The sequence below is a fragment of the Rhizobium sp. RU35A genome (assembly GCF_900156005.1).
In the GTDB taxonomy this organism is placed as follows: Bacteria; Pseudomonadota; Alphaproteobacteria; order Rhizobiales; family Rhizobiaceae; genus Neorhizobium; species Neorhizobium straminoryzae.
The window spans coordinates 239,832-253,072 of sequence record NZ_FTMR01000003.1; the positions used below are offsets into that span (position 1 = coordinate 239,832).

At 62.0% G+C, this 13,241-nt stretch carries 8 protein-coding genes; 6 read left to right on the forward strand and 2 right to left on the reverse strand.

From position 1 onward, the window contains the following. Nucleotides 1-2: 2 nt before the first annotated feature. Together F3H95_RS09705 and F3H95_RS09710 are read right to left on the reverse strand one after the other, a co-directional pair. Nucleotides 3-3,074 carry a glycoside hydrolase family 38 C-terminal domain-containing protein gene (locus tag F3H95_RS09705; RefSeq protein ID WP_149745792.1) on the reverse strand — a complete coding sequence of 1,024 codons (3,072 nt, stop codon included), beginning with the start codon at nucleotides 3,072-3,074 and terminating at the stop codon, nucleotides 3-5. Nucleotides 3,075-3,112: 38 nt separating this feature from the next. Further along, nucleotides 3,113-4,456: a glycosyl hydrolase family 28 protein gene (locus F3H95_RS09710; protein ID WP_188134343.1), complete on the reverse strand. Its 1,344-nt coding sequence runs from the start codon at nucleotides 4,454-4,456 to the stop codon at nucleotides 3,113-3,115. 348 nt (nucleotides 4,457-4,804) lie between these two features. Between F3H95_RS09710 and F3H95_RS09715 the strand changes: the two genes are divergently transcribed. The 6 genes from F3H95_RS09715 (at nucleotide 4,805) to F3H95_RS09740 (ending at nucleotide 13,234) form a co-directional block, all read left to right on the forward strand. Further along, nucleotides 4,805-5,863, forward strand: coding sequence for an LLM class flavin-dependent oxidoreductase (locus F3H95_RS09715; RefSeq protein WP_143124174.1), 1,059 nt, complete (start codon nucleotides 4,805-4,807; stop codon nucleotides 5,861-5,863). 185 nt (nucleotides 5,864-6,048) lie between these two features. Then, on the forward strand, nucleotides 6,049-6,879 hold the full coding sequence (locus F3H95_RS09720) for an MBL fold metallo-hydrolase (protein ID WP_143124214.1): 831 nt from the start codon (nucleotides 6,049-6,051) through the stop codon (nucleotides 6,877-6,879). A gap of 132 nt (nucleotides 6,880-7,011) precedes the next feature. Continuing rightward, complete coding sequence (locus F3H95_RS09725) at nucleotides 7,012-8,724, forward strand: adenylate/guanylate cyclase domain-containing protein (RefSeq protein WP_149745793.1); 1,713 nt, start codon at nucleotides 7,012-7,014, stop codon at nucleotides 8,722-8,724. A 61-nt stretch (nucleotides 8,725-8,785) separates the two neighbouring features. Then, nucleotides 8,786-9,958 (forward strand): DUF3095 domain-containing protein, encoded by a 1,173-nt coding sequence (locus F3H95_RS09730; RefSeq protein WP_149745794.1) that lies wholly within the window; start codon nucleotides 8,786-8,788, stop codon nucleotides 9,956-9,958. A 62-nt stretch (nucleotides 9,959-10,020) separates the two neighbouring features. Further along, nucleotides 10,021-12,735 carry an ABC transporter ATP-binding protein gene (locus tag F3H95_RS09735; protein WP_149745944.1) on the forward strand — a complete coding sequence of 905 codons (2,715 nt, stop codon included), beginning with the start codon at nucleotides 10,021-10,023 and terminating at the stop codon, nucleotides 12,733-12,735. Nucleotides 12,736-12,769: 34 nt separating this feature from the next. Beyond that, entirely contained in the window at nucleotides 12,770-13,234 is a 465-nt protein-coding gene (locus F3H95_RS09740) for a cyclic nucleotide-binding domain-containing protein (RefSeq protein ID WP_143124177.1), read from the forward strand. Nucleotides 13,235-13,241: the final 7 nt, after the last annotated feature.

The window sequence follows — 13,241 nt, forward strand, 5'->3', positions numbered from 1 at the left end:
GTTCAATCCGCAAGCTTGAGCGTGATGATATCAAAGGGGCGGAAGGCGAGCGTCACACGGCCATCCTCGATGGCAACCGCTTCGCCGCCCTCCTCCAGAAGATCGACCTGTGTGGCCGAGGCGAGGCCAGGATCGAGCCGCAGGGTGGCATTGCGCCGCGTGCCGGTCGTTTCCCACAGTCGCACGATGATGCCGTCGCCGCTTTCGGCGCGCTTCACCGACTCCAGCGCGACGCCCTCGCTTTCGATCGTCAGCAGCGGTGCGGGCATCTGCGATGCCTTGCTGCCACCACGGACGATCGCCAGCGGCAGGTTGAAATGTTCGGCGGCCTCATGCACCTGACGCTTGTCGCCGTCATGTGGCAGAACGGCATAGCGCAACCGGTGTTCGCCCTGGTCCGCCTCCGGCCAGGGATAGGTGGGCGAGCGCAGCAGCGTCAGCCGAACTTCCGTGCCCTTGACGTCATAGCCATATTTGCAGTCGTTCAGCAGGGCCACGCCGAAGGCGGGTTCGCTGACATCCACCCAGCGTTGCATCGAGCATTCGAAGCGGGCGCGGTCCCAGGACGTGTTGCGATGGCTTGCGCGACGGACATGGCCGAACTGGATTTCGGCATCGACTGCAGCGGCATTGACCGCCACCGGGAATCCCGCCTTCACCAATGTGTTGTGCTCGTTCCAGTCGATCAGGCAATCCACCTCCACTTGACCGGCGCCGGCCGCCAGCGAGACGATCTGCACGATGCTGGAATTTTCATAGCGCCATTCGAAGCGGATGGCCGCGCGCAGCGGCCCCGTTTCCACCACCTCGGCGCTGACGAGGTCGTCGATCTCGAAACTCTGGTCCTCGAAATCGGCATCAATGTCCCAGGCATCATATTGGGCGGGCATGTCGCGGAAGGCGGTCAGACGATTGGCGAGCGTCCCCTCCGGCAGGATCTGACGCTGACGGAGCTTGTCGAACAACGACGTGATGCGGCCATGCGCATCGAAGCGCACGCTGAGACGATCATTTTCCAGATGCGTTGTCGACACCGAGAGCGCACTCTCGCCGGCGGGCGCCTGCAGCACATCCTCAAGCGGCGAGAAGGCAAGCGGCGCAAGACCGGAGACCGAGACCGCATGGGCCGTGCTGCCATCGGCGCGGACAACCACCTGCTCGCGTCCGGGGACGACGCTTGCCTCGCTCATCGCCAGACCGTCGCGGCTGCGGCCGGTCGCGTTGAAGATAGCAGGCTGATCGGCCGGCGCGAGAAGCATTGTCAGCCGTTCGGTCAGTTGACGGGCGGAGGCGAAGAAATCGGCATAATCGCGGTCGCTGTCCTCGTAGACATAGCCGATCGAAGAGCCCGGCAGAATATCGTGGAACTGGTTCAGCATCACGATATCCCACAGGCGGCGCAGTTCCGCTGCCGGATAATCGGCCAGCCCCCGGCGCTCTGCGAGCACCGCCAGCATCTCGATCTCGCGAAGCGCGATTTCGGCCAGCCGGTTGTTGCGCTTGTTCTTGGCGACCGAGGTCAGCGTGCCACGGTGGAATTCGGCGTAAAGCTCGCCGACCCAGACCGGATAGTTTTCCGGCGCCGCCCGCATGCGACCGGTCAGCCGCTCGAAGAAGGGCCGCATGGTTTCGTGGCTGACCTTGGGGCAGCCGGGAATGCCGCGTTCCATGCGGCGGATGTTCTGCAGCATTTCGCGCGTCGGCCCGCCGCCGCCATCGCCGTGACCATAGACGAGGAAGAGTTCCTTGTTCAACGCCTGCTGCCCGTGCCGCCGCCACGTGCCCATCACATGCGTGGGTTTCAGGTTCGGGCAGTAGGTGGTGCCGAGACTGGTGGAGTCATAGGGTTGGGTCGTCAGGAAATAGGCGACGACCTTCGTGCCATCGATGCCCTGCCAGAACATGGTCTCATCCGGCATGCGGTTGGTGTCGTTCCAGGAAAGCTTGTGCGTGACGAAGCTGTCGAGGCCCGACTTTTCCATGAGTTGTGGCAGAGAGGCGGAATAGCCAAACGTATCCGGCAGCCAGATCATGCGCGGGCGCACACCGAATGTGCGCTGATGGTATTCGACGCCATAGAGGATATGGCGGACAAGCGCTTCGCCGCCGGCAATGTTGACATCCGGCTCCAGCCAGAGCGCGCCTTCGATCTCGAAACGGCCGGTCTTCACCTCCGTCGCGATCCGTTCGAACAGTTCCGGGTAATCCTGGTTCAGATAGTCCAGCAGGACGCACTGGTTGTACATGAACCGGTAGTCCGGAAAATCCTGCATCAGGGAGAGCGCGGTTGCCATGGAGCGCGCCATCTTCTGGCGTGTCTCACGCACCCGCCACAGCCAGGCGACATCGATGTGTGTGTGACCGGTGGTGACGATCGTCGGCTTTTCCTCGAAATCCTGGGCATCGTAAATCGGCTGCACGGCAGCGCGTGCGCGCGCCATCGAGGCGCGGAAGCGGTCGTCCTTGCCAGGACGCAGGTCGATGGCATCGACCGCGGCCTCGAGATGGTTCAGGATGAAATGCCGGCGGGGATCGTCTGCCGCCAGCAGCCTGGCCACGTCGAGCGGCACGCGGATGTCGTAATAGAGGTCGTCCACCTCGAGATCATGCACCATCAGGCGGCAGCCGAAGCCGAGTTGCCGGCGATCCTCGATGGTGCCGGCCTCGATCAGGATATCGAAGCGCTCGCCGGGGCGGGCACTGTCGGTCAGCAGGAATTCGCGGTGATTGCCATCGACGCCCTGACGGATGGCCCCGTTCACGCGCACGAGGCATTGCGGATCGCTGCGGCCCATCACGCTGCCAAAGGCGGCGTCCACATGAACGACAACGCGCTGCCCCTTTGCCTCTACCGGTATGGTGACGTCGCCGCCGAACCAGTAATAGCCGTCCGGCTCGCCCCAGACGAGGTCACGGTCGACAGGCGTCCAGCCGGTGCGGTCGGAAGCCACCATGCGGGTGCGCTCGGAAGCAGCGGCAGGGCTGTAGACCAGATCGACGCTCACCCCGAGCGGCACGAAGATCCGTTCCTGCAGGCGGGAGAGCAGGTGATCGAGCTTGCGAATACGCTTCATCGCTTGGCCCCTCCTCCGAGGCCGTCAGCCATTGATTTTCAGGACCAGACGCTGTCGACACCATCCTGCACGACGATCGCCTGGGTATTCCAGCCCACCGGAAGCGTGGCGGGGCGTTGGAAGCAGACATCCTCCATCGCCAGGCCATCAACATTGCAGGAGTAAAGGGCCGGCATGCCGCCGGGATAGGGCACCAAGCCGATGACCTGACCGTTTTCATCCTTGACCCAGGCATTGGCCCGACCGGCCGCATCCGGCGAAGGCGCGAGATCGAAATGTGTCGGGCGCACGTCATAGCGATGGCCGCGATAGGGGCCATCGTCCTGCCGGATGTTGAGGCGGCGGAGGCGGAGGTTGCCGATGCCGGAAGGGCTGTCGGCCACGAGGTTGACGGCACCCTCCATCGATCCCTCGATATCCTCGAAGACGATGTCTTCGACACGGCCTGCCGGCTTTTCCGGCCGCCGGTTGACGACGTTGACGGTGATCGCTTCGCCGGAGCCCCAGAAACCATCGGGCGTCTCGTGGGCATCGAGGCGGATGCGCCGGCTCACCACGTTGCGGATGCGCCCCCCGTCGCGCGAAAAGATGCCGATTGCCCGGTTGGAGCGCAGGATCTCGCAATCGGTGAAGGTGATGTCCTCGACATCGCCGTGCGTTTCCGTGCCGATCTTCAGTGCGCAGCTGCGGCTTTCGATCCGCGAATGCGCGACCACGATATTGCGGCAGATGCCGACCGGCTTGCCATCCGGCCCCTGGCTGGTCTTCAGAACTACGCCGTCATCGGCGGTCGCAATATCACAATGGCGGATCGTCACATCCTGACAGCTGTCAATGACGATGCCATCCGTGTTCGGCATTTCCCGATCGTTGTCGACTGACACACCTTCCACACGTACGCCATGGCAGGTGATGAGGTGAATGGTCCACATCGGCGAGGAACGGATCGAGAAATCGCGCAGTTCGACCTCTTCGCAATCCTGCAGGATAAGGACGCGAGGGCGTTCCGCGGCAGGCACATGCGTGCCCATGTCATCCAGCCGACCGATGATGAAGGCAGGCCCCGGCGCTTCGATCGCGCCCTTGCCGGAGATGCGGATGCGAGTGCCGTTTCTGGCCAGCATCATGGCCGTATTGGAGGATTCGGCGATCACATCAACCCGGTTGCCTGCATAGGCCAGCGGATCGGCCGAAAAGCGCAGGGTCGCACCTTCGCCGAGCACCAGATCGAGACCTGAGGGAAGTGTAAGGGCACCGCACCGGTGAATGCCAGGACCCAGTTCTATCGGGTGACCATTTGCGGCTGCTGCGTCCAGCGCGGCCTGCAGTACATCCGTGCAGTCGCCATCGATCGATGTAAAAATATTTTTATTCTTGATCAAAGAATTCGCCTCCCGAACCTGATCATCCTCTCCGGTTGCGCCATTTCTAGCCAAATATCGACGTATATCAAGGGGGATGTCGCCACTCGCGGTGCTGATTTTAGGTATGGCAATCGCAAATTATCATGAAATTATTTGCGTATGGTTGTGGTGGATGCCGTCACGACACGGTTCCTCGTGGCTGGCGCCGTGTCGCGATGACGGATATCTGGCGCAGCGATGCGATGTTCAGAGGCGCAAGGATTTCGCAAAAATCATCTCACAATCGCCTGCCCGGCATGTGAACCATTCCTTCCGCCCTTTCCGGTCGGCTGCTAGCTGTTGGGCCGCTTTGATGGAGATTGGATCATGACTGCTGGCTGCGAAGTCGCCTGGTTTTCGGCGCTGTGCGACGACGATTACGAGTTTCTGGGCGTTCCCGATCCGCGCCTCCAGTCCAGCTTCGAACACTGTCGCGACCTGGTGCTGCAGGCCGAAAGCGGCGGCTTCGACAATATTCTGCTGCCCTCTGGCTACCAGCTCGGCATCGATACGACGGCATTCGCCTCCGCGGTCGCGACGCTGACCCGCCGCATCCGCCTGCTGATGGCGGTTCGCATGGGCGAAAGCTGGCCGCCGCAACTGGCACGGCAGATCGCCACCATCGACCGCATCAGCGGCGGCAGGCTTGCGGTCAACATCATTTCCAGCGACCTGCCGGGCGAATCGCTTGCGAGCGGGCCGCGCTATCAGCGCACTATCGAAGCCATGGCGATCCTGCGCGACCTGCTGAACGGCAAGCCGGTGGATCACGATGGCGACTTCTGGAAGTTCAAGGTGGATCCCCCCCGCATCACCACCGTCAGCGGCCGCGCGCCGCTCTTCTATTTCGGTGGCCTGTCGGAGGATGCCCGCGAGGCTGCCGCTGCCGGTGCCGATGTCTACCTGATGTGGCCGGACAGGCTGGACGCGGTGCGCGAGACGATGGCCGATCTCAAGGCCCGCGCCGCTCGCCGTGGCCGCAGCCTTCGCTTCGGTTATCGCGTGCATGTGGTGGTGCGGGAAACGGAGGAAGAGGCACGGGCCGCCGCCGACCGGCTTCTCTCGCGCCTGGACGATGCAACGGGCGCGGCCATCCGGGCGAAATCGCTGGACAGCCAGTCCGTCGGGGTGCGCAGGCAGGCGGAGCTTCGCGAGCAGTCCGCCGGTGATGGCTATGTCGAAGACAATCTGTGGACCGGGATCGGGCGCGCCCGGTCCGGCTGCGGTGCTGCGATTGTCGGCGATCCCGATCAGGTGCTTGCCAAGCTTCAGGCCTACCAGCGCGAAGGCATCGAGGCCTTCATCCTGTCGGGCTATCCGCATGCGGCGGAGGCCGATCTGTTCGCCCGCCACGTTCTGCCGCGACTGAACCACGGTCCGCTCTGAGCAGGCGCCGCCCCATCGCACGCGGAATTGAACGGAAACCGGGATTTTGCGCGGGATCACGCGCCGTCTTGATGCGTTTTTGCCGAAACGGGCCTTGCATTCCCGACGAAAAGACCATTCGCTAGGCAAACGGCAAGGATTTCTCCTTTAGCATTCCGCTCATGGAGAAGACGTGCGATGAAAAGATGTACAGTGACGTGTTTCAGGTAAAGTTCTGGGGGGTCCGCGGCAGTATCCCCGTCTCTGGCCGGGAGTTTGAGCGATACGGCGGCAATACGCCCTGCATCGAGGTTCGCTGCGGCGAGCATCGGCTTCTTTTCGACGCAGGCTCCGGTATTCGTGAAGCGGGACTGGAAATGCTGGGCCAGAACCTGGCTGAAGTGCATCTCTTCTTCACCCACTGTCATTACGATCACATCATCGGCCTGCCGTTCTTCAAGCCGATCTACAATCCGGAAACCGCCGTCCACATATGGTCAGGCCATCTGCATGGCACGATGTCGACGTCTCAGATGATCCGGCAGTTCGTCGGCCCTCCCTATTTTCCGGTGAGGCTCGATATCTGCAAGGCCGCGCTGAATTTCCGGGACTTCACCCCGGGCGATGTGCTGACGCCGAAGCCTGGAATCGTGATCCGGACCTTCTCGCTGAACCACCCCGGTGGCTGCGTCGGCTATCGCATCGAATGGGCGGGACGCTCGCTGGCGCTTGTCTTCGATATAGAACATCAGCCCGGCGTGCTCGATCCGACGGCGCTTGCCATGATGCAGGATGCCGATATTGCCGTGTATGACAGCGCCTTTACCGAATCCGAAATGGAGCGGTATCGCGGCTTCGGTCATTCCAGCTGGGAGCACGGGGTTCTGCTCGCGCGCGAGGCGGCGACCCGCAAGCTTATCCTTTTTCACCACGCGCCATCCCGCACAGATAGCGAAATGGCTCTCATCGAACGTCTGGCGCAGGAGGCCTTCCCCGCAACACAGGCTGCGCGCGATGGCATGGTGCTTGATCTCTGAAAAGCCGTGGGCGGCGGCAGTCATTGTGCCACGCAGGCATGGGAACCGCACCGACCTCTTTGCTGCCTCATGCCGCGGGCAAGCTGAATTCCGTCATTCCTCTCCGCCGCATCGGCGCAACAGTTGGGTTTCATGGCCGCGGACGTCAAGGAAAGTCTGATTTCTCCCCGCCGGATCCGGATGGCGAAGCTGCTGTCTGGTCTGGTGATCTTCGCCTTTCTCATTACCCATCTGGCCAATCATGCTGTTGGCCTCGTATCGGTGCGCGCGGCAGACGACATGCGTCGATTCTTCCTGTTCGTCTGGCGGACCGGGCCCGGCACGGTGCTGCTCTACGGCTCCTTCCTGCTGCATGTCATCCTCGCGCTGGCAGCGATCTACAGGCGTCGCAGCTTCCTGATGCCGCGGGCGGAAGCGGCGCAGATCGTGTTCGGTCTGCTCGTACCGTTTTTCGTCGTGGATCACGTCATCAGCACGCGGATCGCTTCGGAGCTGTTTCGTCTTCACGACAACTACGAAAACATCGTGCACATGATGTGGACCAAGTCGCCGGTTGATGGGCTGCGACAGAGCGTCGGCATTCTGGTTCTGTGGTTGCACGGCGTGATCGGCATCCATTTCTGGCTGCGATACCGGGCCTGGTATCAGTCTGCCGTTCCCTGGCTTCTCACGGCTGCCATTCTGCTGCCGGTACTGGCGCTGCTCGGTTTCATCGAAATGGGTCGTACGATTGCAAGCCCGATCTTTCTGCTGAGCGGCTATCCCGGCGGCTATTACGATCCAACGAGCCTTTCCGCCGCGGCCATGAGCACGCTGCGATCGATCAGCCTGGGTACCTACAGCGCCTTCGGTCTGTCGCTGGCGGCCGTTCTCCTCCTGCGCGTGCTGCGCTGGCTGAAGGAGCGCGCGCATCTGGTGGCGATACGCTATCCGAACGGCGAGACGATCAGCGTGCCGCGCGGCTATACGGTGCTGGAGGCGAGCAGGCTTGCCGGCAAGCCGCATTACTCGGCTTGCGGTGGCAAGGGACGCTGTTCGACCTGTCGGGTACAAGTCATCGAGGGTGAGGAGAACCTGCCCCCGCCGGAGGCTCTGGAGCAGCGGACCCTGGCCCGCATCAATGCTGGCCCGGGCGTTCGGCTCGCCTGTCAACTGCGTCCCAAGGCCAATGTGATGTTGTCGCCCATTCTGGTGGCCGTGCCGGAACCGGAGCAGCAGGGCGGCAATTACGAAGCGATTCCGGGCCGGGAGCGGGATATTGCCGTGCTGTTCTGCGATCTCCGGAACTTCACCTATCTGACCGAGACGCGTCTTCCCTTTGACATCGTCTTCCTTCTCAACCGTTATTTCGCGGTGGTCGGCCGGGCGGTCGAGGAGGCTGGTGGCCGCATGGACAAGTTCATCGGGGATGGCGCCATGGCCCTGTTCGGCGTGTCGGGTACGGCCGAGGATGGCTGCCGTCAGGCCCTTCAGGCCGCGGCCCGGATCGTGGAGGGGATCGACGAGTTGAACCGGCAGCTGGAAAACGAGCTGTCGACACCGCTTCGTATCGCCATCGGGATTCACACCGGCGCGGCCGTCGTCGGTACCCTGGGCTATGGCACCGTGCAGACCCTGACCGCCATTGGCGACACGGTGAATGTGGCAAGCCGGCTCGAGAGCGTGGCGAAGGACCATGACGTCCCGCTGGTCATTTCCGAACCTGTGGCGTCGCTGGCCGGGCTCGCGCTCGAAGGGCAGCAGAGCCGCGAGGTGCCGCTGCGCGGTCGTCTTCTTCCGCTCAAGGTCTTTGTCTTCGACAAGGTGTTGCTGCGACGGCTCGTGCCGCTGTCCGCATTGTCTTGAGAGGCGCTGAAAAGGCAGAAATTTCATATCGGTTCTGCGGATGATGCTGTAGTGTCCTGCCATGAAGCCAGCCGCGGATGATCCGTTCTATCAACAGCTTCCCGTCTTCACCCGCTTTGAGGGCGTGGTGGATACGGATAATTACATGCCGCTGCCGGAGGGCTGGGTTCTGGCGCTTGCCGATATCGTCGGTTCCACGGGCGAGATCGCCGAGGGGCGCTACAAGGCGGTCAACATGGCCGGTGCCAGCGTCATTTCAGCGGTTCTGAACGCTGTCGGAAGCCAGGATTACCCGTTCAGTTTCGGCGGTGATGGCGCGGTGGTCGCCCTGCCCGCCCGCCATGCGGGGACTGCCGGCGCAGCTCTTGCCGCCATTCGCGCCTGGGTGCGAACGCAACTGCAGCTTTCCATGCGCGTCGCGCTGGTGCCGGTGGCCGATGTCCGGGCGGCGGGTCACGAGGTTCGCGTGGCCCGCTTCGCCGCAAGCCCGCTCGTTTCCTACGCCATGTTTACCGGGGGAGGTACAAGTTGGGCAGAGCGGCAGATGAAGGCCGGCCTCTATGGCGTGCCGGAGACCGTGGACGAGCCGCCTGATCTGACCGGCTTGTCCTGTCGGTGGAGCCCCATTCCCGCACGCAATGGCGAGATCGTCTCGATCATTGTCCGGCCGACCTCTGCCGCTTCAATGGCGGAATTTCAGGCCATGGTCGAATCGATCGTGCAGATCATCTCCGAGCAGGCGCGTGACGGGCACCCCGTGCCGGAGGATGGGCCTCGCCTGATCTATGCCAGCGAGGGTATCGAGATGGAAGCGCGTGCTGCGGCGCCATCCACGAACCGCCTGCTGGCCCGCCTGAAGATTGCCCTCATGCTCAGACTGGTCATCCTGCTGCACCGGCTGAACATCACGCTCGGAACCTTCAATACGCGCAGCTATGCGGCTGACGTTGCTGCCAATTCCGATTTTCGCAAGTTCGAGGACGGGTTGAAGATGACCGTCGATGTGGACGAGGCGCATCGTCGGCGCATCGAGACGCTTCTGGAGGCCTCGGAAGCGCGGGGTATCTGCGAATATGGACTTCACCGGCAGGACAGCGCGCTGATGACCTGCTTCGTGGTTAGCCCCACGATGCGCAACCACATGCATTTCATTGATGGTGCAAATGGCGGCTATGCCGTTGCCGCGCGGCAGCTTGCGGAAAAACATCCGCGATTGAACACCGCGCCGTCCTGACGCACCTTGCGGGGGGCAGCCAATACCTTCATGCAAAGACGACACTGTTCATGCGGGGGATGATGGAAAAAAGTCTGACGCGCTACATCTGGTCGAACACCTATCCGCAGCAGGTGTGGATCCTGGCGATCGTGGCTGCCTCCATGGTTCCCTATTTCCTCAGTTTCGACCTGCCGAAGCGCATCGTCAACGGTCCGATCCAGGGGCAGGGATTCGAGGATCTGCATGCGACACAGACATTCGGTCGCATCGCTTTCAATCTGCCAGGCCTTGGTCCGGTGGAACTGTTTCAGGGCGTGCAGTTCAACCGCGTCGAAATGCTGATGGCGCTGAGCTTCGTCTTCCTTGCGCTGGTTGTTCTGAACGGCGCCTTCAAGTTCTACATCAACACCTACAAGGGGCGGCTCGGGGAGCGTATGCTCCGGCGCATCCGCTTCCAGCTGGTGGATCGCGTGCTTCGCTTCCCGCCGGTCTATTTCAAGCGGGTGAAATCGGCGGAAATAGCCACCATGATCAAGGACGAGGTGGAGCCGCTCGGCGGCTTCACCGGCGACGCCTTCGTGCAACCTGCCCTGCTGGGTGGTCAGGCGCTGACGGCTCTGGGCTTCATCCTGCTGCAGAATGTGTGGCTGGGCATGATCGCGCTGGCGATCGTCGCCGTTCAGGCTGTGGTGATTCCCCGCATGCGTCGACGGCTTCTCGATCTCGGCCGTCGCCGCCAGCTGACGGCACGTCAGCTTTCCGGCCGCGTCAGTGAAATCGTTGAGGGCATTCACGCCATTCGCGGCAACGACACCTCAAATCTCGAGCGCGCCGATATTGCCGACCGGCTCGCGACGATCTTCCAGATCCGTTATGACCTTTACCAGTGGAAGTTCATGGTGAAGTTCATCAACAATTTCCTCGCGCAGGTCACGCCCTTCCTCTTCTATGCCATCGGCGGCTACTTTGCGCTGCAGGGCCGGCTCGACATCGGTCAGCTTGTTGCGGTGATCGCGGCCTACAAGGACCTGCCCGGTCCCTTGAAGGAACTGATCGACTGGGATCAGGCGCGTCAGGACGTGCAGGTGAAATATGCGCAGGTGGTCGAACAGTTTGATGTCGATGGCCTGCTCGATCCGAAGATCCAGGCAATGGCCACCGAGCCTGCCGGGCGGCTCTCGGAACCGCTGGCCGTCGCCGGCCTGCTGGTGTCCGATGACAGCGGTGCAGCTCTGTTGAACCGCGTCTCCGTCACCATTTCCCCGGATGAAACCGTGGCGATCCTCGGTCCGAACGGCAGCGGGGCGGAAGCGCTTGCCGAAGCGCTGGGCCGCGTGGTGTGGCCGGATGGCGGGCGCATTACCATTGGCGGCACGGATCTTCTGGCCCTTCCGGAAGCGGTGACAGGCCGGCGAATATCCTACGTGTCTTCCGAAGCCTATTTCTTCCATGCCAGTCTGCGTGACAACCTGTTTTATGCGTTGAAGCACGCGCCGCTGTCTGAGGTGAACTATGCCGGCGCGGATGCGCGGCGGAGGAAGCGCCAGTTGGTGGAAGCCCAGCGCGCAGGCAATCCGGCCTTCGATCTCGGCAGCGACTGGATCGATTACGTCGCAGCCGGCGCGAGCGGCCCGGATGATCTGGTCAAGGCGATCCGACCTGTGCTGGATGCAGTGACGATTTCGCAGGATATCTTCGAGTTCGCCTTGCGGGCACATGTGGATCCCGCGCGGCACACGGTCCTTGCCGGGCGGATCGTCGAGGTGCGTCAGGTCATGCGCCAGCGTCTGCGTGATGCACATCTCGGCGATATCGTGGCCCATTTCGAGGAGGATGCCTACAATCCTTTGGCGACTGTCGGCGAGAACCTGTTATTCGGCACGCTGCGTCAGTCTGAGATGACCGCCCAGACGCTCGCCGCACATCCCTATTTTCGCAAGGTCATGCAGGAAACCGGCCTCGCGCAGGACCTCTATGTCATGGGCATGGAGATTGCAGAGAACGCAGTGGATCTGTTCCGCGATCTGCCGCCGGATCACCCGTTCTTCCAGCAGTTGAGTTTCATGAGTGCCGATGACATTCCGCTCTACGAAGCGCTGCTCCAGAAGCTGCAAGGCACGACCGTCGACAAGGCGTCCGCAGCCGACCGGTCCCGAATTATCCGGCTGAGCTTTGCCTATATCGAGCCACGGCACCGCTTCGGCCTGCTCCACGATGCGCTGAAGGCACGCATCGTGGAGGCCCGCCGTCGATTTCATGGCGGCATGCCAGCCGATCTCGCAGACAAGATCGAGCGCCACGACGCCAGCAAGCTGACGGCGTCGGCCTCGTTGATGGACAACGTCCTGTTCGGCCGGCTCTCCTTCCAGGAAGTCGACACCACCGAGCGGATCCGTGACATCATCCGGGCGATCTTCATCGAACTCGATCTGGAGCAGCAGGTGCTATCCATCGGACTTGATTTCGATGTGGGTTCCCAGGGACGCAGGCTGACGACGGTGCAGCGCCAGAAGCTCAACCTGGCCCGTGCACTGTTGAAGCGTTCAGACTATTTCATCTTCAATCGTCCGCTGTCTGCGCTGGATCAACGCGCGCAGGACCGGATCGTGATGAACGTCATGCAGGATCTTCACCACGACGGGGAGCGGCCGGCGATCGTGTGGGTGCTTCCAAATGCGGGGATGAGCGAACTTTTTGACCGTGTGCTGGTTTTCGATTCAGGCAAACTTGTCGAAAATGGGTCGTTCAAAGAACTCTCTGGCAAAAACGGGATGTTCAATCAACTGCTCTCGTAATATCGTACCCCGTGTGGGGAAAGGTGAGTGGCCAATGCTGTTGAAGGACGAGGTCGAAATGCTGCGGCGTGTGCCGCTGTTTTCGCAGATTGCGCCGGCGAAGTTGAAACTGCTGGCCTTTGCATCCGAACGCATGACCTGTCGCGACGGGCAGAACCTGTTTCGACAGGGAGATGTCGGTGATGCGGCTTACGTGATCCTTTCGGGTACGGCGGAAATCATCGTTCATTCGGAAGCCGGGGAAATCAAGGTGGCCGATGTGGGCGCCAATTCCATCGTTGGCGAGATCGCGATCCTGTGCGACATGGCGCGAACGGCAACGGTACGCGCCACCTCGCGGCTCGAGGTGCTGAAGATCAGCAAGGATAACTTCCTCGACCTGATGCGTGATTTTCCCGATATGGCAGTTGAGATCATGCGTGTTCTCGCCGATCGCCTCAACCATACGACGGCGGAACTCACCGCAGCCCGCAGCCAGCGCCAGAAAGTGCTGACCTGAGGAGCGA

Excerpts from the sequence above, each read along its gene's own strand:
- F3H95_RS09735 (WP_149745944.1), top strand. The coding sequence starts at position 10,021 with ATGGAAAAAAGTCTGACGCGCTACATCTGGTCGAACACCTATCCGCAG.
- F3H95_RS09730 (WP_149745794.1), top strand. The coding sequence starts at position 8,786 with ATGAAGCCAGCCGCGGATGATCCGTTCTATCAACAGCTTCCCGTCTTC.
- F3H95_RS09715 (WP_143124174.1), top strand. The coding sequence starts at position 4,805 with ATGACTGCTGGCTGCGAAGTCGCCTGGTTTTCGGCGCTGTGCGACGAC.
- F3H95_RS09705 (WP_149745792.1), bottom strand. The coding sequence starts at position 3,074 with ATGAAGCGTATTCGCAAGCTCGATCACCTGCTCTCCCGCCTGCAGGAA.
- F3H95_RS09720 (WP_143124214.1), top strand. The coding sequence starts at position 6,049 with ATGTACAGTGACGTGTTTCAGGTAAAGTTCTGGGGGGTCCGCGGCAGT.
- F3H95_RS09725 (WP_149745793.1), top strand. The coding sequence starts at position 7,012 with ATGGCCGCGGACGTCAAGGAAAGTCTGATTTCTCCCCGCCGGATCCGG.
- F3H95_RS09740 (WP_143124177.1), top strand. The coding sequence starts at position 12,770 with ATGCTGTTGAAGGACGAGGTCGAAATGCTGCGGCGTGTGCCGCTGTTT.